We start from the raw sequence: 23309 nt of genomic DNA, 5'->3' as shown, positions 1-23309 counted from the left end.
TTCATTACCTTACCAACAACCTTCTCTTTTTGTTATCTTCGGCATTTATTCTGAAGCAAACTAGTACATGAAGAGAATACTCCCGCTGGCAATGATTTTCGGGCTGCTGTTGCCGCTTGCGCACGCCCAAACCACCAACCAAAAGATTCTGGTTACCGACCTGACCCGCATTAAGCAGGCAAGCGGCATCAAAACGTCACCCAATGGTCAGCAATTTGTCTACACATTGACCACGATTGTTCCCGATGCCGACAAGAAAGACGAATATGAGTACAAAACGCACCTCTACGTTTCCGGATTGAAGCCCGGCACCGAGAAAGCGTTGACGCGCGGTAGCGAAAGCGCCCGCCAGCCGGATTGGTCGCCCGACGGGAAATTCATTGCGTTTGCCCGGACCGTCAAAGGGAAATCGCAGATCTTCGTGATGCCGCTCGATGGGGGAGAAGCCTGGCAACTGACCCGGCTGAGCTACGGCGCTTCCAACCCGCAATGGTCGCCGGATGGCAAGCGGATTTTGTTTACCGCCAGCGCTTCAATGTCCGAGATTCTGAAAGATTCGCTGCTGAATCCCGGAAAAACCGTTCCGGCCTGGTCGCTGGAAAAACCGGGTTTCACGTCAAACGAGTTTATAAAGCCGGATAAAACCGTCAAGGCCAATCCCGACGGTTCTCTGGCCGAAATCCGGGCGTATCTGAACAAGGATGTTGAGGACAAAAAAGCGAAGGTGATTAACCGGCTGAATTTCCAGGGCGAAGCAGCAACCGAGCCGGAATTGAGCTTTACGCACCTGTATACGGTTGAGGTAAACCCCAGCGCGACGCCTAAACCGTTGACGCGCGGTTTTTACTCATTTCAGGCACCGGTCTGGATACCGCAGGGCGAAGGCATATTAGCGGTAACCGACCGGGACTCACTCCAACACCCCGATCGCGAACAGAATGCGGCCCTGATCTGGATGTCTGCCGATGGTTCGGGCAAGCGAATAACGTTGCTGTCCGAAGCGGGAAAAACCTATTTTTCGCCATCCGTATCGCCCGATGGGCGGCATCTGGCTCTGCTGACGAGTTCGGCGCAGGGCGTCAATATGGGGCAGCTGGCCGTGGCCAGTCTGAACGGAACAACGGTTTCGGGTTTGCAGCCCGTTGCCTTTGACCGTTCGGCGGGAAGCCTGAAATGGAGCGCCGTGCCAGCGGTGGGGTCGAAAAGGAAAAAAGCAACCACGAGCTATGCGGTATTTTTCACGGCTCCGTCAAACGGCGGTTTTCCGTTGTACCAGCTCGATCCGGCAACGAAGCAGGTCAGGCAGCTGTCGGATTTTGACAGCGGCATCACCGCCTTCGATCTGGCGGGAAATCAGGTGATTTTTGCCAAAACCGAGGTGGCAAATCCATCGGAATTGTACGTTGCGGACGTAATGGGCGCAACCGTTCAGCAGCCGGTTACCAAAAAAGCCGTTAAGCTGAGCAATCACAACGATTGGGTGGCCAGCAAATCATTGAGCTTTCCGGAAAAGCGAACGTACCCGAATTCAAAAGGACAGACGGTGGAATACTGGATTATGAAGCCAACGGCGATTGCGGCCAATGGCGCTTCGGCGACGGGTAAAAAGTATCCGTTGTTGCTCAATATGCACGGTGGGCCAACGGCCATGTGGGGTCCCGGAGAATCGTCGATGTGGCATGAGTTTCAATATTTCTGTGCGCAGGGCTACGGCATTGTCTATGCCAATCCACGCGGATCGGGGGGCTACGGCATTGCGTTTCAGCGTGCGAACACCAAAGACTGGGGAACCGGCCCGACCGAGGATGTACTGGCAGCCGCCACTGACGCGGCTAAAGAAGCCTGGGTGGATACGAGTCGGCAGGTGATTACGGGTGGTTCGTACGCGGGGTATCTGACAGCCTGGATTGTGGCGCATGACAACCGGTTTAAGGCCGCTTTTGCGCAGCGGGGCGTGTATGACCTGACTACGTTTATGGGGGAGGGGAACGCCTGGCGCCTGGTGCCGAATTATTTCGGGGGGTATCCGTGGCAGGCGCAGGCCAGAGACGTGATGGAGGCTAATTCGCCGTATACATTTGTTGAAAACATCCGGACTCCGCTGCTAATCAAGCACGGTGAAAACGACCTGCGGACGGGCGTAATCCAGAGTGAGATGATGTACAAGAGCCTGAAGGTACTGGGGCGCCCGGTCGAATACGTACGGATGCCCGGTGGAACGCACGAGCTGAGCCGGACCGGCAACGTTCGCCAGCGAATTGACCGAATGCTGCGGATTTATGAATTCTTTGAACGGTATATAGGCGAGCGGAATCCCCGGCAGTAGGCCCGTATTCAAGTAAGATGGAAAGGTTTTTGTCCGTACGGAAAGTGCCTCTCAACAGCATTTTCCGTATGGAATAGTCCTGATGACACCAATGCCGTAGAAATGCCGGGCTAAAACCGGTAGACCCAGCGTACTGCAAAACTACCTTTGATCAAAACCAATACAATCATGAGCAAAGGATTATTAGCCGCAAAAATCGGGGGACTGCGCCGAAGCAAAGGACTCTCGCAGGAAGAACTCGCCGAGAGCGCATCCATCAACCTGCGGACGGTGCAACGAATTGAAACCGGAAAAACCGAACCGCGCGGGCAAACGCTGCGCCTGATCGCCAAAGCACTCAACACCCCGATCGAGGAGTTTCTGGATTTTACGCAGGAAGAAGACACCGGTTTTTTGCAACTGCTGAATTTATCGGCGCTCTCCTTTTGGTTGATTCCGCTGGGCAATATTTTTCTCCCACTGGCGCTTTGGGTATTGAAACGCGATAAAATAAAGGGGGCGAACGAACTGGGCCGACGAATTATCAATTTTCAGATTACCTGGACGCTGATTGTCTACAGTTTTGCGTTCATCATAATGTTCGATTTTCTCAGGAATTTTTCGTTCGTGTTTCCAGGGTTTTTGGTTATTCCCGTTAGCCTCTCTTTGTATTTTCTTAATTCGGTCCTCATTCTGGTCGCTAACTTTCAGATTCGGCGGGGTGGTGAAAAAGTGTATTCCATCGGTTTTCCCATTCTTCGTTAACCGTGTGTCCGTTTTGCAATATAAGCCCGTGAAAAGGCCGCTTCGACCACTTCTTTGTCTGCAGGCTTATCGAATGATCTTTCAAAACGGGTGAACTTGGATTTTAAAAGGAAATAATTAGGCCAAATCAATGTAATGATTTGGTTAAATGTAAATTTTTAAAAATTTTGTACCGTAATACTCAAAAAATTGGTAATTAAATTTGGTGTATATATTGTTTTGCTTAATTTTGGTTATCAACAAACCACAGTAACTCATCTTTCTTCTGGGCTGATCCGCTGGCCGCACTACCGGATCATCCCGACCGGATTTCGGTGTTCTGACAGGAAGCAAGCCTGATCCGGATCATCTGCCTGAAACAAGCCAGCGCAGATGTGTTCCGCTTACCCTTATGTACGACAAATTGCCGGCTACTTAGCTGGTTGGGCTGCTATTGTCTTTCGTGACCCAACCGTACAGTAGTGTCGGAACGATACTGAAGCCGGACTCTCTCCGGTAATCAGTCATTGCCATGCGCCCGGTTGCGGAGGATAGCCGGCGAAGCGGCCAGTGTCCGGCCGTCTGACGCACCGGGTCTGCATGACAAGGATAACGACTATCCATCTTTATACTTTTTTAACCTAACTGATTTATGAGGAGAACACTACTTCTGATAGTAGGGGTGATTTGGCTTTCCATGGCAGTTGCTACCGCCCAGACGCGCACGCTTACTGGTACCATTCTGGCAGCCGAAGAAGGACCTCTCCCCGGCGCAAACGTTGTTATTAAAGGCAGTACGGTCGGTACAACAACCGATAATCAGGGCAAATTCAGCCTGAAGATTCCCAACGAAAATGTAACGCTTATTATCAGTTCCATCGGTTTTCTGACGGAGGAAATTCTCGTTGGAAACCGTTCTTCCATCGACTTGACGCTGAAAACCGATGTGAAGTCACTGGCAGAGGTGGTGGTAACGGCCTTCGGGGTTGAAAAAGATGTCAAATCATTGGGCTACGGTGTCCAGGAAATCAAAGGTTCACAACTGACCGAAGCCCGCGCTACGAACGTGGTCAATGCCTTATCCGGAAAGGTGGCCGGTTTGCGGGTGAGTTCCAACGGCGGGCCGGGAAGTGGGTCAACAATCCAGATTCGGGGAGCTTCGTCAGTATCGGGGAATAATCAGCCGCTAATTGTAATCGACGGGGTGCCCATCCAGCAGTCGTTTGATAAAACCTACGGTTCAGGCATTTCGGAGGTAAATCCCGATAATATCAAGGAAATGAGCGTGCTGAAAGGTCCGAATGCTGCCGCTCTTTACGGATCACGGGCGGCCAACGGCGTTATTCTCATTACGACGAAAAACGGGGCCGGAACCAAGGGAATTGGGGTGGAAATCAACTCAAACGTGTCCTTCGAACGCCCGTGGATCAAACCTAAATTCCAGAATACGTACGGGGGCGGCAACGGCTACCGGACCTGGTACAATGATGGCTGGTCGGGGGCCATTACCGATCCGCTGGAAATCGAGCAGTACCGCGCGGCTTATGGTCCGACGGCCCCGCTGACCGGTACGGAAGGGACGGACGAAAGCTGGGGTGGGCCGCTGGATGGTCGGCTGGTTCGGCACTGGTGGTCGGGCAAAGAGGTGGCTCCGTTGACGCCGAATCCGAACAACTGGGAGGATTTCTGGCAAACGGGCCAGACGATCACCAACAGCGTGGCTCTTTCAGGCGGGAACGACAAGGGCAGCTTCCGGCTATCGGTTGGGCGGCTCGATCAAAAGGGGTTAATTTATTACAACGATTTCTACCGGAACAACTTCAAGTTCAACTCCGCGTATAATTTTACCTCCAACTTCAGCGCTACTATCTCGGCAGAATACGTCAAATCGGGCGGCAACCGGAGCTACAGCAGTGGCCAGGAATTCATCTGGTCGCACCGGCAAACCGACTGGGCGAAGCTCCGTAACTGGCGTGATTACACCGGTGTTCACATTCAGCGGGCCCTGCCTGGCAAACCTGCCGACAGCGATCCGCCGAACTGGCAGCATACCTTCTTCACGAATCCGTATTTCTCTTCGGAAATGTTGCCCTCCGACAACGAAAAAGATCGCGTTGTTGGCAACATCGCGCTGAATTACAAAATTCTGCCTTCCCTGAGCCTGATGGTCCGGAGCGGAACGGACCTCTGGACGGATACCCGCATCAGCATTACCAACTTTGAGCGGGTTCGAAACGGAAACCGGACGCCCGGCGCGTTTACGGAAGAAGTTCTGCGCCGTCAGGAAACCAACCACGATGCCATCCTGACCTTCAATAAGGCGCTTACTGCCGACTTCTCAACGAATATTCAGGTGGGAGGCATCTCACGGACCAACTACTACAAACGCAACTACCTCAGTGTCGGCGAACTGGTCGTCGATGGGTTGTATAACGCTTCCAATGCCAACCCGAGCCGAAACACGGCCCAAAGCCGGATCGAAAAATCGCAGGTAAACAGCTTATTCGGCTCGTTTGAACTAAGTTATAAAAATGCCCTCTTTCTGAACGCAACGGCGCGGAACGACTGGTCAAGCACGCTGCCTTCCAACAACCGTTCGTATTTCTATCCTTCGGTGTCGGCCAGCGCGGTTATCACGGATCTGCTGAACGTGCAGAGCAACCTTCTTTCGTTTGGCAAAGTCCGGGCGAGCTGGGCACAGGTGGGGAATGACGCGTTGCCGTACCAGTTGCTGCAAACGTTCGTAGCCGGTACATCCTGGGCGGGGTCAACGCCGGAGTTTTACGAAAACACCCAGATTGCCAACTCAACCCTGAAGCCCGAAATTACGACCGGAACGGAACTGGGCCTGGATGTTCGCTTTCTGAAAGGTCGGGTGGGGCTGGACGTGACGTATTACGATCAGGTGTCGCGCGATCAAATCCTGGCCGTTGAAATTTCGAAATCAAGCGGGTATAATTCCCGCGTCCTGAATGCGGGCAAAATTTCCAACAAGGGGCTTGAAGTGGTGCTGACCGGAACGCCGGTTAAATCAACGAACGGTTTTAGCTGGGAGACCACGGTGAATTTCTCCCGGAACCGTAACAAAGTACTCGAGCTGGCCGAGGGCCTGACCACGTATACGCTCGCTACACGGCAGGGTTTGATTACAGAAGCCCGCGTCGGGCAGCCCTACGGCAGCTTCTTCGGCACCGGTTTTGAGAAAAGTCCCGATGGGCAGCGGATTTATAACGCCAACGGGTTGCCGGTAGTCTCGACCACACCCCGCACGCTGGGGAACGTTCAGCCAAAATGGACGGGCGGCTGGTTGAACAGCCTGACTTTTAGAGGATTTTCGGTTTCGGCCCTGGTGGATGTCAAATGGGGTGGTGATTTCTTCGACGAAGGAACCGGAACGGCCCGCTGGACCGGTCAGTACGAAGAAACCGCTGTTGGTCGCGAAGAAGGCGTGATCGGCAAAGGGGTTTACAATGCCGGCACGGTCGAAAGCCCGAACTATGTTCCCAACACCGTAATTGTACCGGCAAAAACGCTCATTGCCTACAACAACCCGCGTAGCTACCACGAAGCCTCCATTTACGACGGAAGTTATGTCAAACTCCGCGAAGCTACGATTGGCTACCAGCTTCCGGCCACTTTTCTGAACCGGTTCAAAATCCGTTCGGCGAAAGTCTCCCTGGTAGGTCGGAACCTGATTATGCTCTTCAAAAACACGACTCATGTCGATCCGGAAGTAGATCGTTTTGGAGCCAATCAGCAAGGTTTTGCGTACGGCGAATTGCCCAGCTCACGCAGTGTTGGAGCCAACCTGAGTCTGTCATTTTAATACCGAAAAAAGATTTTACGATGAAGATCATAAAAGGATTATTTCTGGGTATCGGTTTGATAACGCTGGCGGGGGCCTGCACGTCGAAATTCGACGAAATGAACATCGATCCGAACAACCCGACTGCCATCAGCCCCCAGTATCTGCTCCCGTATGCGCTGGAAACCTCGATCGATCGGTATTGGGGCGTCCGCACCCGCTTCGAACGGCTGAACCTCGACGGGGCCATGTGTTGGATGCAGTACCTGACGCGGAATATTTACTCCAACGAAGGCGACAACTACGAGGTTTCGGTGGGGTTTTACACCAACAACTGGAAAGGTTTTTTCAACGATGCGCAGGTCAACTACCAGCGAATTATTACGCTGGCCGGGCCCGGTGGCCGGTTTGAAAACACGAACTACGAGGGCGTGGCCCTGGTGATGCGCTCGTGGGTTTTTTCGCTGCTGGCAGACACCTACGGTCCCATTCCGTACACCGAAGCCCTGAAAGGAACGGCGGAATCACCAAATTATACGCCAACGTACGACCCCGTTGAAACGGTGTATGCCGGGTTGCTGAACGATTTGAAAACCGCCAATGAAAAGCTAGCGGTGGGCGGCCCCGCCATTTCCGGGGATATCCTCTACAGCGGTGACATTCTGAAATGGAAAAAGTTTGCCAACTCCCTGCGCCTGCGGCTGGCCAACCGGCAGGCCGTTAAGAAACCAGCAGAGTCGAAAGCCATCATGGCCGAAATCCTGGGCGACGCGACCAAATTTCCCGTTTTTACAAGCAATGCCGATAACGCCAGGTTGACCAACTCGGCGGTGTTGCCCAGCAATAACGAATGGCATCAGGTGATGATCCAGGACGGGCGGACCGACTGGAACATCAGTAAAACGATTGCTGACCGGCTCAACGAATTGGGCGACACGCGGCTCACGGTGTATGCGCAGGCAAACAAAGCCGGTAAATACGAAGGCCACGCGAACGGTTTGCCGGATGCTGTGGCCACCACCTACCTGGGCTCCAGCTCCGTACTCGGAACCTATTTTACGCAGCCCACGGCGCCCAGCGTAATCATGACGTTTGCCGAACTGAACCTGATTCTGGCCGAAGCAGCTGCCGACGGTGACATCGCAGGCAGTGCGCAAACGTATATGGATAAAGGCATCGCGGCTTCGTTCGATCAATACGGCTTACCGGTTCCGGCGGGGTATCTGGCCAAAGTTGGCACGGCTACCAAAGCGACGATCATGGAGCAAAAATGGATTGCCCTGTTTGGGCAGGCCATCGAAGCCTGGACCGAATACCGCCGGACGGGTTTACCGGTACTGCCAGCCAAAGACTCCCGCTCGGTTTTCTCGAACGACGGCGTGTTGCCCACGCGTTTGAAATACCCTACATCGGAGTATTCATTGAACAAGGGCAGTCTGGATAAGGGCGTTTCCCTGCTCGGCGGAGCCGACGATATGAAGTCCAAATTATGGTGGGCCGAGAAGTAGTGAGTAGGTAAGGGTTAAGCATTAAAAAACAATTCCTATGAAGATTTATAAGCAGTATATAATGAGCGCTTTATTTCTTACAGGCGCTTTACTCGCTGGGTGTGAGAAGAAAGAGGACCCGTTTGTGGACCGCGTTGTGGCGCCGGTACTGGTAGTGGTGGATGGAGCCGCCGATGGGGGCGGGCAAACCGCCGAACCGGTGGTGACGCAGAAAATTTCCGCGCCGGTTACGATGACCGTCAAAATTTTTGAACTCGACAAAAGCGGTATTCTGGACTACAAAGTTGGCATTGATTCCATTCCGGTGACTTCACTGGCGATTAAACTAACCAAGCGGGATGGAACGGCGATTGCCGACCTGACCACCGATGCATCTGGCAAAGCTACGCTGACCAAAACCTGGGCGGAGCTCGGTATTGCTGCTCCGGCGGCCGGAAGTAGTATTCCGCTTACCTGGCGGGGCGAATACAAAGGCCAGGCTTTTTCCCGGTTGTCGCGGGTACAGGGTGTCAATTGATTGTTCAACTACCATCAGTCAGTTATTTTCGGAAAGCAGTTGCGTAACCAGCTCAAAATGAACGACTGACGCACGGATCTTATAAAACAAAAAGGAAACCAAACATCTAACACTTCGAAGCACTATGTCTCTGAATCGTCGCGAATGGCTCCGGTCCGGCTTGTTGGCCGGTGTCGGTTTAGCCGCTGCTCCAGCCGCTTATTGTGAACCCTGGCTGGACAAACCTGAGTTGGGCCTTGCCCTGCCGCCGACCACTCCGAAAGGCGCGCTGAAAGCCCGTCTGTCGTCCAACGAAAATCCGTACGGTCCGTCGCCCAAAGCATTGAAAGCCATTGCCGAAGCTGCGCCGGAAGGGTTCCTGTATCCGTTTCAGTACGGAATGCAGTTGCAGAAAATGATTGCGGAAGAAGAAGGTGTGGCACCGGAGCAAATTCTGCTTTCGGCGGGTTCGGGTTCGTTGCTACACGCGACCGCGCTGGAGTTTGCGCATAAGAATCCGGGCAGTAGTGTTTTGTCGGCCGATCCGACCTACGAACAGCTTGTGCGGGCGGCCGTAATGCACGGAATGGCCTGGGACAAGGTGCCGCTGACGTCGGGCACGTACGACCATAACCTGGAAGAAATGGAGAAGCGCGTGAACGACAAAACGGGCCTGGTTTATCTCTGCAACCCAAACAACCCGACGGGCGTGACGATGAATCCGGAAAGCCTGCGGGCATTTGTGGACCGGGTTTCGGCCAAGAAACCGGTGTTTGTCGACGAAGCCTACATTCACTACACGGGCGATCCGAAAAAGTTCTCGGTGATTGAAAACATCAAGAAAGGCCAGAATGTAATGGTGGCCAAGACATTCTCCAAAATCTACGGCATGGCCGGTTTGCGGATGGGGTATATGGTGGGCCAGCCGGATACGCTGAAGGCCATCTCGAAATGGGGTGGGGGTACCGGTAATCTGAGTATGACAACGCTGCGGGCCGCCCTGGCTTGTTTCAAAGACGACGAATTCATCAAGTACTCGCTGAGCAAAGGGCTCGAAGCCCGCGAGTTTCTGTATACCACGCTGAAACAGAACGGCTATACATATTTGCCGTCCGGTACCAATTTTGTGCTGTTCCCGATCCGGATGAAGGGTGATGATTTCACGAAGAAAATGATGGACAACGGTGTAAGCGTCCGGCAGTGGAAATTCGACGGACAGTTCTGGTGCCGCGTGAGTCTGGGAACGATGGATCAGATGAAGTACTTCGCCGATGCGCTGAAAGTTATTTCGTAACTACCCCACAGATTGGGCAATACCGTACGAACCGAACCTCGCGTTGTGTTTGGAACATCACGGACTAAAGTCCGTGGGTAGGTGATAGAAATCGCTTCCGAAGTTTTACCTTTGGGAGCGATTTTTTTATAACTGCTTATGTCCGTTGTGATTTCTCCCCTGAACGAAAGTTTGCCTGCCTTTTTAAAACAGCATAATTATTCGGCTATTGCGGTTCTAACCGATTCAAATACGAAGCGTTTTTGCTATCCGGCAATAAAAAAAATAATACCGAAACATAAGATTATTACGATTCCGGCCGGGGAGCAATTTAAGAATATTGCCACCTGCGAAACCGTCTGGCAGGCCCTTACCGATGCGAAATTTGACCGTCATGCCCTGCTGATTAATCTAGGAGGGGGCGTAATCGGTGATTTAGGCGGTTTTTGTGCCGCTACCTACAAAAGAGGCATTGATTTTATTCAGATTCCGACCACCTTACTGTCGCAGGTTGATGCGAGTGTGGGCGGGAAGTTGGGTATTGACTTTCACGGATTTAAGAACCATATTGGGGTCTTTAATTTGCCGGAAGCAGTTCTTATCGATACGGTTTTTTTCCAAACATTACCAGGTCGGGAATTGCGGTCGGGTTTTGCCGAAATCATCAAGCATTGCCTGATTGCCGACGCAGCCAAGTGGAACGTGATTCGGCGCCGGGACCTGGAGCAGCAGGATTGGAATGATCTGGTAGCGCATTCGGTCGAAATCAAAAAAAATATCGTTGAACAAGATCCAAAAGAGCAGGGAATTCGTAAAATATTAAACTTCGGCCACACACTGGGCCATGCGCTGGAAACCCATTTTCTGGCGGACCCCAAACGGCGGTTGTTGCATGGTGAGGCCATTACCGCCGGAATGATTGCCGAAGCTTTCATGGCCGAACAGAAGGGCCTGATTCAAACGGGGTTGCTGGAACAGATTGAAGAGTATCTTTTTTCCATATACGGTCGGGTGACCATCACAGACGCCGACCTGGAGCCCGTGCTGTCGCTGACGTTGCAGGACAAAAAAAACCGGGCGGGTGAAGTGCGGATGGCGTTGCTGGACGGACCCGGAAGCTGTACTTACGATGTGCCGGTCACAAAAGCTGAAATGCACCGGGCTTTGGAGTATTACCGAACCTAAACTGTACGGGGCCGTTTACACGGTTTTTTGAACCTTACAGGCAGAAAGATATTATTGAAGTTAGCATTAGTACCTAACCAGTTTGTCTATAAGTGTCAATTTTACAACCCCGTTAAACAGTCCGTTTATGAAACATTTTATCGGCGTCCTTGTGTTGCTGGCAGTCGTCTCGCTGGCCGGTTGCATGCCCGGAAAGCTATTTGTTGAGCACGACTACAGCTACGAAGGGCATTTTAAAAATTACGAATCGTTCAATTTTCTGGAATGCGAGTACATTGACTCCACTTTACTTTGCTCAGACATTCAGGAAGCTATCCGGCATCAAATGGAAGCTCGGGGTTATAAAGTAGCCAACCGTGCTCCCAACCTGCTTATCTCATACAATATTTTCCGCAATGATCTGCGTTTCCGGGGATATCAGCAACCCGTTATTAAAGACTGGGTGGTGAGCGAAGACGGCGATGCTACTTACAAACGGATTGACTACAACCTAGACGAAGGAACTCTGATGATTTCACTGATCGACGCCGAATCCTATCAGGTAATCTGGAAAGGATATGCGTCGCGCGTAACCCGTAATCCGAACTTTAAAAACAACTACTTTAAGGGCATCGTCCGATCCATCTTCGATCAGTACCCGTTGATGGCTTCCGCGAGAAAATAAATGAGTACCAGCAATGAGCAGGGAAAGTCGGCGGTTTTGTCAGGCTTTCGTTGCTCATTGTTCATTTGTGGCTTTCTGGGCGGTCAATTCCCGGAAAATTCCTTCCAAACTGCTTTCCTGCTGTTTGAGTCCCACCAGAGTCAGGTTTTTGTCGGCGGCCAACCGAAAAATAGCCGCACGTACGTCGCTGTCTTTGCTGGCGATCAGCCGGTAACGGTTCTCACCGAGCGCTTCAACCCGTCGAATGCCGGGGAGCTGCTCCAACACCGTTGCCTCCGCCAGTTCCTGCTCAAATTCAGCCACTACGGCCACGGTGCCATCCGAGGTTTCGCGCAGTTGGTTCAGCTGTCCATCTGCCACAATTCGGCCCCGGTTGATGATAATGACCCGCTCACAGAGCGCTTCTACCTCCTGCATGATATGGGTTGAGAACAAGACGGTTTTTTCACGCCCAATTGTCCGGATCACCTGGCGAATCTCCGTGAGCTGGTTGGGGTCCAGGCCGGTGGTGGGTTCATCCAGAATCAAGACCGGTGGGTTGTGAATCAGCGCCTGGGCCAGCCCAACGCGTTGCCGGTATCCTTTTGATAATTGACCGATCTTTTTGCGCTGCTCCAATTCGAGTCCAACCAGCTCGATCATCTCCGTCATCCGCTGGCGCAAAGCCGAACCGCGCAACCCGTGCAACGAGCCCGCAAACTGAAGAAACTCTTTGACGTACATATCCAGGTACAGCGGATTGTGTTCGGGCAAATAGCCCAGGCTCCGCCGAACGTCGAGGGACTGCGTTCGTACGTCAAAACCGTTCACCGCTACGGTGCCCTCGGTAGGCGGCAGATAAGCGGTGGCAATTTTCATGGTGGTAGACTTCCCGGCTCCGTTTGGACCCAGAAAGCCGACGATTTCGCCCGGCTGGACGGCAAAGGAGATGGCGTCGACCGCCCGCTGGGCTGAGGCCCCGCTGCGGGTGTAGATTTTAGTCAGATTTTGTACTAAAATGGACATGAATCGAAACGAAAACAAAAGATAACATGCAAGGTACAAAACCCCCTGAATACTTGCGGATATCCCGCCGGATTGTTTCCGGCAAGTCGTCCTGATTGGCTTCAGACTGGTTGCTACCCTGATCATTGTATTAACGGCGTTTTCGCAAAACCGCTTTTAATACCAAAAACAATTTTTATTTTTAACCTTGTTTTACATCCTATGAGTTGAAATCGCTGCAATGAAGACGAGGTACATCAGTACGATCGTGGGCTGCCTGATGGCAATGGTAACGTGGGCGCAGCAGCCGGGTGTTCTGAATCCACCGAGAACAAACACCGACCATCCGCCGGATGTTTTGACCAACTGCGATAATGCCCAGACGCAGACTGAGCTGAATTTGTGCGCGCAGATGCGGTTTCAAAAGGCTGATCAGGAATTGAATGCTGTTTATAAGCAATTACTTGGGCTGCTATCGAAAGACGACAAAGCAACGGTTATTGAAGCGCAACGTCAATGGATTGCCTACCGGGATGCACACTGCAAAATTTACGAGAAAATGTACGCGGGCGGCTCCATGCTGAACATGGTGCTTTTTACTTGTAAAGAAACCACGACCCTAAGCCGGATCAACGAGTTAAAAGAACTAATAGCCGAACGCAAACTAAGACAATAGCCCATCCGTATGAGTGATTCTGTATTCCGAAAAAAATCAGTTGTTAAAGCCGTCGCCGATCTCAACCAGGGGGATACTCCGCACATGAACAAAGTACTGGGCGTTCGCGATCTGACTTCATTTGGCATTGCGGCTATTATCGGTGCCGGGATTTTTAGTACCATCGGAAGGGCGAGTGTCAACGGGGGGCCGGCGGTTTCGCTGCTGTTTGTGTTTACGGCGATTGCCTGCGTTTTTACGGCGCTCAGTTACGCTCAGTTTGCGTCAACCGTTCCGGTGAGCGGCAGTGCGTACACGTACGCGTACGTCTCCTTCGGAGAGATTTTTGCCTGGATTATCGGGTGGGCGCTCATCCTGGAATACGCGGTCAGTAACATGGTGGTGGCCATTTCGTGGTCGGAATACTTTACGTCCATGCTCGAAGGGTTTGGGGTGCATTTTCCAGCTTACTGGGCTACAGATTACGGATCGGCCGCCCGGGCGTATGCAGAGGTGCAGGCCAGTACATCGCCGGGCAGTTTGCCGGGCAATACGCAGGCCCTGGCGCAGGCGTTTGAACAGGCCCCGCTGGTGGGCGGCATAAAGCTGATTGCGGATTTACCCGCAGGCGTTATTACGGTTTTAATCACGGCGCTGGTGTACATTGGTATCAAGGAATCCCGGGTGGCCAGCAACATTCTGGTGGTCCTGAAACTGGCCGTTATTGGCCTGGTGATTGGTGCGGGTGCCTTTTACGTCAAACCCGAAAACTGGTCGCCGTTTGCCCCCAATGGCATTGGCGGTGTATTGAGCGGGGTGGCTTCCGTGTTCTTCGCGTTCATCGGTTTTGACTCCATTTCCACCACCGCAGAAGAGTGCCGAAACCCGCAGCGCGACCTGCCCCGGGCCATGATTTACTGCCTGATTATCTGTACGGTTTTGTACGTTCTGATTACGCTGGTGCTGACGGGAATGGTCAACTACAAAGAGCTGGGCGTTGACGATCCGTTGGCATACGTGTTTCAGAAAGTCGATCTGAACTTCGTTGCGGGCGTGATTTCGGTGAGCGCTGTAGTGGCTATTACGAGTGCCTTGCTGGTGTTTCAGTTGGGTCAGCCCCGCATCTGGATGACTATGAGCCGCGACGGTCTGCTGTGGCCCCGCTTTTCGACAATTCACCCCCGATACCGGACGCCCTCGTTTGCCACAATTGTGGCCGGGATTCTGGTGGCCCTACCGTCGTTGTTTATGGATATGCAGTTTTTCATCGACCTTACCAGTGTTGGGACGTTTTTTGCCTTCATTTTGGTTTGTGCCGGCATCCTGTACATGGACGTTAAAGGCCTTTCCCGGCATTCGAAATTCAAGGTACCCTACATCAACGGCCAATACATCATTGGGCTGCTGTTGGTAGTAACTCTCTTTCTGGTAGCGCAGGCTGGCGAGTTGATGACCGGGATTGAAGAAAAACCGCTGCTGGTTTTCTTCTGGTTTGCCTGGGCGGGGTTAGCTGTGCTGGCGTTCCGTTATCATTTCTCGCTGCTGCCGGTACTGGGTATTCTGACCAACCTGTACCTGATGACCGAGCTGGGCGTCAGCAACTGGCTGATTTTTCTGATCTGGCTGGTGATTGGTCTCGTGATCTACTTCTCTTACGGTTACCGGAAAAGTAAGCTGGCTGCGGCTAACCTTTCGTAAGCCATACCGTTACGCCATTTTTTTGAGCGAATTGAACCCCGCCGTTACATCGAACAGTTCCGCATCAATGGCGTTCTGACGCAGTTGATGATAATCAGACTGGAGTTGTTCACTGAGTTCTTCGATGTTTTTTTCGGCCCGGTGCATGGCGTTGAGCCGACTCGTGTTCTCACTGGTGAGCGAAAAGGCGCAGGAGCGATAGAGCGAGGTAAACAGGTATTCCTGAAAAAGCGTTGAGAAAACCGTTTCAGCGTTGCCGAGCGTTTGGGGCAGACGGTTCGAAGGCCAGGTTAGCTCCCTCGCCTTTTTGCGCCATTCGTCTTCAAACGGCAGCAGTTTTTTCAGACTGGGTTCATAGCCTTCGACCTGCTTGGGCCGGTTGAAGAAGGAATAAATTTCCGTAATCTGATTTTCGCTTTTTACCTGATTAATTTTCAGTAAAATCTGCCCCACCAGCGGGGTGATGGCGTTGACCGAATGCGGAATCGGAAAGGTGTGGCTGACCGATACGCCCGCGTCTTCCAGGATAAACTGCACCCGTTCGCCAACCGCCCAGACCTGGTCTTCTCCGCTGGTGTCGGGACGGTTTTCGCGGAAGAAATCCGCGATGGCGTTGTTGAAAGGCCCTACCAGCCCCTGATCCGATCCAAAGATGATCAAAAGCGCATTTTGTTTTTCCGGCCCGGAACCGTTGGACACTGGTTGAGCTGGCGAATGATGGCGCAGGTAAGCGTGCATTCCCAAAACCAGCGTCTCGTAGTACGCATCCAGCGCTTCGACGGCTTTCTGATACTCCCCGATTTTTGACGAAGTAATTGCCTTCATCGTTTTTACAACCGAGCCCAGATCCGTGGCCTGCTTGATTTTTCGCTGTATTTTTTCCGGCGTTGTGCTCATTCTTTTTGGGGCTTCTCCTGATCCCGCAAACGTTTCAGGGCGGTTTTGGCATGCTCAAGTAATTGGTCTTCATCTGTATCCTCAAACTGGTCCGTTTCAAAAATCCGTTCGGTGAAGTCAGCGGGCAGATTTTTGGCTTCCTCATACAAGGCATCCTGGGCGTCGGGCATCTGGTCTTCCGGAATCTCATCCAGCAAATGATGCTTGAGAGCAACCAGAACCAGAATCTGTTCGGCTACCGACAGCGGGCTAAACTCCGGCTGAATCAGGCTCTGCCGAATTCGTTCCCCGTGCGTCATCCGCTTTTTGGTATCATCGTCCAGCCGGGCGCCAAAACGCGCAAATGATTCCAGTTCCTCAAACTGGGCGTAGGTCAGCTTCAGTTTGCCGGATACTTTCTGAAACACTTTCCGCTGCGCTTTTCCGCCCACCCGAGAGACCGACTGGCCCACATCCACCGCCGGAAGGATTCCTAATCCGAACAGTTTGGGCGACAGGTAAATTTGCCCATCGGTGATGGAAATCAGATTGGTCGGAATGTACGCCGACATATTTTGCGCTTCCGTTTCGACAATGGGCAAAGCCGTCAGGGAACCGCCCCCGAGCTCTTTGTTGAGGTGAGTAGACCGTTCCAGGAGCCGGGAATGCAGGTAAAAAATATCGCCGGGAAAAGCTTCCCGGCCGGGCGGGCGCTCCAGCAGCAACGACATTTCCCGGTAGGAGCGGGCGTGCTTGGTCAGGTCGTCATATACGATCAAAACGTCCCGGCCCTTTTCCATAAAATATTCGGCAATGCTGGTGGCGGCATACGGAGCGATGTATTGCAGTCCGCTGGGATCATTGCCCTCGGTCACGACAACCACCGTGTATTCGATAGCACCCTGTTTTTCCAACTGGGCGACGGACCGGGCCACCGACGCGGCCCGTTGTCCGATCGAGCAATACACGCAGATAACATCCTGATCGTGCTGATTGAGAATGGTGTCGATCCCGATGGCGGTTTTACCCGTCTGCCGATCACCCAGAATCAACTCCCGCTGGCCCCGCCCCACCGGAATCATGGAGTCAACGACTTTAATGCCCGTTTGCAGCGGAACATTGATGGCTGACCGATCCATGATGGCGGGTGCCGGGCGTTCTACCGGCAGCCGCTCTGTGGTGTTGATTTCGCCTTTGCCATCCAGCGGTTTCCCGATTGGATTGACCACGCGCCCCAGGAGGGCATCGCCGACCGGCACGTCGAGTGTCCGCCCGGTTCGTCGGACCTCATCGCCCACGTTGAGCAGCGCATCGTCACCCAGCAAGACCACCCCAATCTCGTTTTCATCCAGGTTCATGGCAATGCCGTAAACCTCGGATGGAAACTGCAACAGTTCCTGATAGCCCGCTCTGGGTAAGCCCGTCACCGTGGCAATACCCGCTGACACGTGGGTGACGATTCCGATTTCGCGCAGAAAAAGCGACGGTTTTACCGATTCTCTGCGTTTACGAAATTGCTCAAAGGTTTGATCTATGTCGATTTGTAAGCTTTCTTCCATCATCAAAGTGAAAATAGGATAGGATTAGGCGTTTTGCGGCTCCACCTCCTGTTCGATGGCTTCCAGGTAACCCGAAAAATTCCAATCCAGCTTGTGTTGATTAATCTGCACTTCAACACCGCAAATCAGGTGCGGTTTTACCTCAAACTCCGGTTCTATTTTCGGACGGTCGAGGATTTTAGCCAGTACCCTGGTGATCTCCTGCTGTTGCTTCGCCGACAGCTCAAAGGCCGTGCGAACAATGAAGCGGTCGTTGCCCGCACTGTTCAGAAATTTGGCCCGTTGTTCCGACGCCAGTGGTTCGGCCTCCTTCAGTTGCTTCAGGAACTCGTCGATGACGTGGCTTTCCAGTTGCTCCGAAGCGAGGTCGTTCAGGGTTTTCTGGGCCAGCGACAACACTTCTTCCCGCGCCTTTCGGGTGATCTGGTTCTGAATGTTTTTCTGTTCGTCTTCAAACGATTTGACCAGCCGTTCCCGTTGGGCTTCGGTTTCTTCCTTCACTTCTTTCATGCGCCGTTTGCGTTCTGCCTTCACTTCTTCCATCGCCTTGGCAATTTTTTCAGAACGCTCCTGATCGAACTCCCGGTTCTTTTTTTCGTACTCGGCCTTGATGTCTTCGGCTTCTTTTTTCTGCTTTTTGGCTTCATCCATTTCCTGGGCAATTTTCTCCTTCCGGGCTTCAATGGCGTTCAGAATGGGCCGGTAAAGAAACCGTCTGAGCAGCAGCACCAGAATGATGAAGTTGACCACCTGGGCGGCCACCGTAAACCAATCGATTAACATAGCTGACAGGGTTTAATGGTTAATTCGATACGAAATGATTCCAGAAAGGATTAGCAAAAATCAGGATCATCGAAATGACGAAACAGTAAATTCCCGATGATTCGATCATGGCCAGACCCACAAACAACGTCCGGGTAATGGTGGAGGAGGAGTCGGGTTGCTGAGCAATGGAGTTTAGCGCAGAGGCAACGGCCCGGCCCTGTCCCAGCGACGGAGCAATGACACCGATGCTGGTGGTCAGTCCGGCAATGAAAATTGAAGCAATGGCAACGAGTGATAAGGCATCCATAATGATAAATTGTTGAGGTTTAAAAGTTAATCGTTGTCTTCGGCGGCAGCGATATAGACCGTGGCCAGGATACTGAAAATGTATGCTTGAATGGTTCCGGTCAGCATGCCAAAAAGGTTCATGACGATGGGAAAGAAAAAGGGTGTAAGTGTCAGCAAAATGCTCACAATCATTTCGCCACTCATGATATTTCCGAAAAGGCGGAAGGCCAGGGCCAGCGTCCGGGAAAGCTCTCCGATGATGTTAAAAGGAATCATGAAGGCATTGGGGCGCGCATAGCTGGCCACGTATTCGCCCAGGCCCATTTTGGAAATGCTGTATACGGGCACCGCCGTGAAAACACAGACGGCCAGCGCAGCCGTGGTAGACAGGGAGCCCGTTGGCGGGCGGTAGCCGGGGAAAATAACGGCCAGATTTGCCACAATGATGAACAGAAAAAGCGTCCCGATAAAGCTGATGTATCGGGCGGGATTTTTCAGGCCGATTTCTTCGATCTGGGCATTGATCGTCAGCACGATGATTTCCAGCACGCCCTGTTTTCCGGTTACCGAAGCGGTGGGGCTCAGGTTTCGTGTGATGAGCCACGATCCGCCCGCCAGCACCGCCATAATCGCCCAGGTGGTGACGATGGTGTTGTTCAGGGTCAGAAAACCGTACTGCCAATAGATGGTCTGGTCAGGTGTAATGTTCATGGTTCGTCGGTGCGGGCATGGCCCCTTTTTTCTCTTTTGTAAAGTAAATCACGGCCAGCCGGGCGATCAGAAAGCCGGCCATGCACACCAGCATACGTTCCCAGCGTCCGGCGGCCGCGAAATAAAAAACCGTTAAAGTGAAGGCCGTCCGGAGTAAAAAGCTGCTAAAAAAGAGCAAAGAAGCGTATTTATTGTTCAGGGCTTTTTTTACCGTCAGCCACAGGCCACCGTAAAAAACCACTCCGCTCACCAGCCCCGCTATCCCCGCCAGCAGTATATCAATCCAGTTGTTCATGCCGTTTTTTCTTTTTGTCGTTAATTGCACTTTCTTCATCAATCAGCCATTGGTAAGCGAGCCCACAACCCAGCATCAACCCGCCAATCAGCAGGGTCAGGGTCCAGGAGAACGACTGGGGCGAAATCCGGTCGAGCCAGATTCCCAGGGCTGTTCCCAGCATGGTGGGCAGCGCAATTGCCCAGCCCACCATCCCCATGACTCCCAAACCCATCCAGACACTTCGCCGGGGCCGGGCCTTTTCCCTGAGCTTGCGTTCTTCGATGCGTTGGATCAGGCTACCAAATCCTTTATCTTCCTGCGATTGGCTCATGCGCTTATTAGTTGATGAGTTTTTCAAAACTTCGCACAAAACCCGTTTCCAGGTGCGACATCACCCGCCGAACCTCCTGTTCGTCATCGTCGAGGTTTCGAAACTCTTCATTTACCTTTTTATGAAGTTCGCCCAAATCCGTGCCCCCGATGGCGTTGCGCACCGCGACCAAGATGGTTTGCCCGGCTTTGACAAATACCCCCTGATCGACGGCTACGTAGTGATCCTTTCCGTCCTGACCCGCGTAGGTCAGTAAACCCGGTGGGAGCGTGGCTACGCAGTCCAGACGCTGGGGCAGAAAACCGTATGAACCGGTAGCGGTTTCTACCTGCACACGGTGAATACCTTCTTGTTCCAGAAAAATGCGGTGGGGAAGGAGTATTTTTAATTGCATAAGGTTTTCCATGACATTATTTCTTGAGTTCGTCAATCGATCCAATCATGTAAAAAGCACTCTCGGAGAGGTCTTTAAATTCGTCCCGCAGGATTCGTTCGCAGCCGTCAAGCGCCTGTTCCAGCGAAACCACTTTCCCTTCCGTACCGCTGAATTGCTCAGTTGTAACAAAGGGTTGGGTTAAAAACCGTTCTAGTTTCCGCGCCCGGTTCACCAGATTCACGTCATCCGGTGAGAGCTGTTCCATGCCGAGCATTGAAATAATATCCTTGAGCTCTTCGTACTGGGCCAGGGTCGACCGAATCTCGCGTGCCAGCGAGTAATGCCGTTCGCCAATCATGCTGCGGGTGGCCATACGGGAGTTGGATTGCAGTAGATCAACCGCCGGATACAGCCCTTCGCTGGCGCGTTTTCGGGATAGCACGATGGAAGCCGAAAGGTGCGAAAACGTGTGTACAGCCGCCGGATCAGTCATGTCATCAGCCGGAACATACACCGCCTGAATGGACGTAATAGCTCCCGTATCAGTGTTGGCAATCCGTTCCTGAAGCTTGGACAATTCGGTGGCCATCGTGGATTGGTAACCGAGCCGGGAAGGCATTTTGCCCATTAAACCTGATACTTCCATTCCGGCCTGAATGAAACGAAACACATTGTCGACCAGCAGGAGAACATCGCGTTTCTCTTCATCCCGGAAGTACTCGGCCACCGACAATGCCGTATTGCCCACCCGAAACCGGGCGCCCGGTGGTTCGTTCATCTGCCCGAAATACATGGCCATGTTGGACAAAACGCCCGCTTCTTCCATCTCGTGGTAAAGCTCGTAGCCTTCGCGGCTGCGTTCACCAATGCCGCAAAACAAGCTAACCCCCTGGTGTTGACTGACCATGTTGTGAATCATCTCGGTGAGTAATACGGTTTTGCCCACGCCGGCTCCGCCGAACAACCCAGCCTTACCACCTTTTTCCAGCGGAACCAGAACATCGATGGCCTTGATGCCCGTTTCGAATACTTCTGTCTGGGTGGATAAACGACTCAGCGCGGGTGGGTCCTGGTGGATACTGCGCTTGGGCGCATTTTCGGGCAGTTTATAGTCGTCGAGTGGCTCACCAAACACATTAAACATGTGGCCCAGGGTATCCGGCCCTACCATCACGGCCAGCGGTTTACCAGTACTGACCACGGGAGTACCGCGTGTTAAGCCCTCCGTTGGCGTAAGCGCAATGCCCCGAATCCGGTTTTTATCCAGTTGCGTCATCACTTCAATGGCAATCCGGGTGCCATCACTTTCGGTTTGCAGCAAAGTCTGGATGGACGGAATAGAATCGGTGAAATGCACATCCACCACACTTCCACGCACAGAAATCACTTTTCCACGAGTTAAACTTTCGGACATCGTCGTTCCCTGTTTTTTAGCACAATAAAGAGCCACTTAGCCCGGGTCAGGACTAACGCAAGTCTTTTGTGTATGGTTGATTGTTCCTAACGGAATAGCCCGTTGCCCATCGCCGGGCAGTCGGTTTTACCCTTCTTTCTGGGGTAATATTGATAGGTGCCTGTAAAATAAATGCGCCGGGAGCGCGATACAGGTCGTTCTTGTGTGTGATAGTGGCTCCTGCGTTCCGAGTGATAAATCACCAGTAAGAGCTCATTATCTTAACAACTAATCAACTAACCGAACTGTTTGAATTCGTATAAAACGGATGACTTAATCAGACAGCAAAGGACTGCCGCCCTGCGACGTAATTGACTCATTCATCAGTAGATAAGTCTGCTGAGGAAGGGCGGTGCAGAAGCAACTACTCGCCTTACTAACAACAGACGAACTTCTTCTACTCAAAGCATTTTCAGATAAATTTAAATTTTGGTTTGTATATACAATTATTAATAAATAGTTTAGCGACTATAAATAGTTTTTGCGCACTTATTACAGCGCAATCAATCAGCTTGTTTGATTTTATTACATCTCGCAATAGTACAGAAAGCCCGCAGGGATTCCCGGCAGGCTTTTTTATTTACAAACGGTAAAACAAAAGGCGCTGCAACAGTCCGTTACAGCGCCTTTTGAGGGCAATAGAAAATTATCTTAGTCGCTCCGACGACCGCCCATCAGCAGACTGGCGTAGTAGAGCAGGGTGGCCAGCGAACCAAGGGCCGCCACTACGTACGTCATGGCAGCCCACCAGAGGGCATCTTTAGCAAAGCCATATTCGCGTTGGTTAACAATATTCCGATTTTGGACCCAAGCCAGCGCCCGACGGCTGGCGTCGAACTCGACGGGCAGCGTCACGAAGCTGAACAAAGTGGTTACCGCAAACAGGGCTACACCAACGGCCAATGGAATAATTGTGGTGTTGATCAGCAGAATACCAATCAAAATAATCCATTGCAAATAGCTCGATGAAATCGTCAGGAACGGTACCATCGCCGAGCGAAACTTGAGCGGGCCATAAGCCGTTGCGTGTTGCACGGCGTGGCCGCATTCGTGGGCCGCAACAGCCGCAGCCGCGACGCTTCGACCGTAGTAGACATCGGCACTCAGGTTAACGGTTTTATCCTGCGGGTTATAGTGGTCGGTCAGCATTCCTTCAACTGACAGGACGCGAACGTCATAGATGTTGTTTTCTTGGAGCATCCGTTCGGCAATTTCCTTACCGCTCAGACCGTTGCTCAGTCCAATTTGCGAATACTCGTTAAACTTGCTTCTCAACCGCCAGCTGACACCGGCGCTGAGGAGTGCGAAAATGATGAAAATAATCCAAATACCAGGCATAATGTAAGAAAGACCGGG

21 protein-coding genes are annotated in these 23309 nt (G+C 52.3%); 10 read left to right on the top strand and 11 right to left on the bottom strand.

All coding sequences use genetic code 11. The features are described 5' to 3' along the window. The first annotated feature begins 67 nt into the window (after positions 1 to 67). The 8 genes from ACYVH9_RS16510 to ACYVH9_RS16475 all read left to right on the top strand — a co-directional run bounded on the left by ACYVH9_RS16510 (position 68) and on the right by ACYVH9_RS16475 (position 11980). Complete coding sequence (locus tag ACYVH9_RS16510; protein ID WP_460637470.1) at positions 68 to 2326, top strand: S9 family peptidase; 2259 nt, start codon at positions 68 to 70, stop codon at positions 2324 to 2326. Positions 2327 to 2494: 168 nt separating this feature from the next. Further along, a complete protein-coding gene (locus tag ACYVH9_RS16505) occupies positions 2495 to 3070 on the top strand; it encodes a DUF4870 domain-containing protein (RefSeq protein ID WP_460637469.1) in 576 nt (191 codons plus the stop codon). Positions 3071 to 3701: 631 nt separating this feature from the next. Further along, entirely contained in the window at positions 3702 to 6875 is a 3174-nt protein-coding gene (locus ACYVH9_RS16500) for a SusC/RagA family TonB-linked outer membrane protein (protein WP_460637468.1), read from the top strand. Between the two features lie 20 nt (positions 6876 to 6895). Next, a complete protein-coding gene (locus tag ACYVH9_RS16495) occupies positions 6896 to 8362 on the top strand; it encodes a SusD/RagB family nutrient-binding outer membrane lipoprotein (protein WP_460637467.1) in 1467 nt (488 codons plus the stop codon). Positions 8363 to 8399: 37 nt separating this feature from the next. Next, positions 8400 to 8879 (top strand): hypothetical protein, encoded by a 480-nt coding sequence (locus ACYVH9_RS16490; protein WP_460637466.1) that lies wholly within the window; start codon positions 8400 to 8402, stop codon positions 8877 to 8879. 124 nt (positions 8880 to 9003) lie between these two features. Beyond that, on the top strand, positions 9004 to 10152 hold the full coding sequence (locus ACYVH9_RS16485; RefSeq protein ID WP_460637465.1) for a pyridoxal phosphate-dependent aminotransferase: 1149 nt from the start codon (positions 9004 to 9006) through the stop codon (positions 10150 to 10152). A gap of 138 nt (positions 10153 to 10290) precedes the next feature. Further along, on the top strand, positions 10291 to 11316 hold the full coding sequence (gene aroB / locus ACYVH9_RS16480) for a 3-dehydroquinate synthase (RefSeq protein ID WP_460637464.1): 1026 nt from the start codon (positions 10291 to 10293) through the stop codon (positions 11314 to 11316). 127 nt (positions 11317 to 11443) lie between these two features. Then, positions 11444 to 11980 carry a DUF4136 domain-containing protein gene (locus ACYVH9_RS16475; RefSeq protein WP_460637463.1) on the top strand — a complete coding sequence of 179 codons (537 nt, stop codon included), beginning with the start codon at positions 11444 to 11446 and terminating at the stop codon, positions 11978 to 11980. Between the two features lie 54 nt (positions 11981 to 12034). On the opposite strand, the gene gldA is transcribed toward ACYVH9_RS16475, so the two are convergent. Beyond that, positions 12035 to 12985 (bottom strand): gliding motility-associated ABC transporter ATP-binding subunit GldA, encoded by a 951-nt coding sequence (gene gldA / locus ACYVH9_RS16470; RefSeq protein WP_460637462.1) that lies wholly within the window; start codon positions 12983 to 12985, stop codon positions 12035 to 12037. A gap of 220 nt (positions 12986 to 13205) precedes the next feature. Between gldA and ACYVH9_RS16465 the strand changes: the two genes are divergently transcribed. Continuing rightward, positions 13206 to 13640 (top strand): lysozyme inhibitor LprI family protein, encoded by a 435-nt coding sequence (locus ACYVH9_RS16465; RefSeq protein WP_460637461.1) that lies wholly within the window; start codon positions 13206 to 13208, stop codon positions 13638 to 13640. Between the two features lie 9 nt (positions 13641 to 13649). After that, positions 13650 to 15317 carry an amino acid permease gene (locus tag ACYVH9_RS16460; RefSeq protein ID WP_460637460.1) on the top strand — a complete coding sequence of 556 codons (1668 nt, stop codon included), beginning with the start codon at positions 13650 to 13652 and terminating at the stop codon, positions 15315 to 15317. A 9-nt stretch (positions 15318 to 15326) separates the two neighbouring features. Here ACYVH9_RS16460 and ACYVH9_RS16455 read toward each other — a convergent pair whose 3' ends face one another. The 10 genes from ACYVH9_RS16455 to ACYVH9_RS16410 all read right to left on the bottom strand — a co-directional run bounded on the left by ACYVH9_RS16455 (position 15327) and on the right by ACYVH9_RS16410 (position 23291). Then, positions 15327 to 16214 carry a F0F1 ATP synthase subunit gamma gene (locus ACYVH9_RS16455; protein ID WP_460637459.1) on the bottom strand — a complete coding sequence of 296 codons (888 nt, stop codon included), beginning with the start codon at positions 16212 to 16214 and terminating at the stop codon, positions 15327 to 15329. Beyond that, positions 16211 to 17752, bottom strand: coding sequence for an alternate F1F0 ATPase, F1 subunit alpha (locus ACYVH9_RS16450; RefSeq protein WP_460637458.1), 1542 nt, complete (start codon positions 17750 to 17752; stop codon positions 16211 to 16213). Before ACYVH9_RS16450 ends, ACYVH9_RS16455 begins: the two co-directional genes overlap by 4 nt. A 24-nt stretch (positions 17753 to 17776) precedes the next feature. Then, complete coding sequence (locus ACYVH9_RS16445) at positions 17777 to 18535, bottom strand: F0F1 ATP synthase subunit delta (protein WP_460637457.1); 759 nt, start codon at positions 18533 to 18535, stop codon at positions 17777 to 17779. A gap of 19 nt (positions 18536 to 18554) precedes the next feature. Further along, positions 18555 to 18824 carry a F0F1 ATP synthase subunit C gene (locus ACYVH9_RS16440; protein ID WP_460637456.1) on the bottom strand — a complete coding sequence of 90 codons (270 nt, stop codon included), beginning with the start codon at positions 18822 to 18824 and terminating at the stop codon, positions 18555 to 18557. Between the two features lie 26 nt (positions 18825 to 18850). Next, positions 18851 to 19516 (bottom strand): F0F1 ATP synthase subunit A, encoded by a 666-nt coding sequence (locus tag ACYVH9_RS16435; protein WP_460637455.1) that lies wholly within the window; start codon positions 19514 to 19516, stop codon positions 18851 to 18853. Further along, positions 19500 to 19811, bottom strand: coding sequence for an N-ATPase subunit AtpR (locus ACYVH9_RS16430; RefSeq protein ID WP_460637454.1), 312 nt, complete (start codon positions 19809 to 19811; stop codon positions 19500 to 19502). The genes ACYVH9_RS16435 and ACYVH9_RS16430 overlap by 17 nt, the downstream gene beginning before the upstream one ends. Next, a complete protein-coding gene (locus ACYVH9_RS16425) occupies positions 19795 to 20124 on the bottom strand; it encodes an AtpZ/AtpI family protein (RefSeq protein ID WP_460637453.1) in 330 nt (109 codons plus the stop codon). The genes ACYVH9_RS16430 and ACYVH9_RS16425 overlap by 17 nt, the downstream gene beginning before the upstream one ends. Positions 20125 to 20131: 7 nt before the next feature. Next, positions 20132 to 20530, bottom strand: coding sequence for a F0F1 ATP synthase subunit epsilon (locus tag ACYVH9_RS16420; RefSeq protein ID WP_460637452.1), 399 nt, complete (start codon positions 20528 to 20530; stop codon positions 20132 to 20134). 4 nt (positions 20531 to 20534) lie between these two features. Beyond that, positions 20535 to 21914, bottom strand: a complete 1380-nt coding sequence (gene atpD / locus ACYVH9_RS16415; protein ID WP_460637451.1) for a F0F1 ATP synthase subunit beta — start codon at positions 21912 to 21914, stop codon at positions 20535 to 20537. A gap of 690 nt (positions 21915 to 22604) precedes the next feature. Next, on the bottom strand, positions 22605 to 23291 hold the full coding sequence (locus tag ACYVH9_RS16410) for a zinc metallopeptidase (protein WP_460637450.1): 687 nt from the start codon (positions 23289 to 23291) through the stop codon (positions 22605 to 22607). Positions 23292 to 23309: the final 18 nt, after the last annotated feature.

It is taken from the genome of Larkinella harenae (assembly GCF_054780515.1).
The sequence above is the reverse complement of the archived record's forward strand: the minus strand, read 5'-3'. Positions and strand labels throughout refer to the sequence as shown.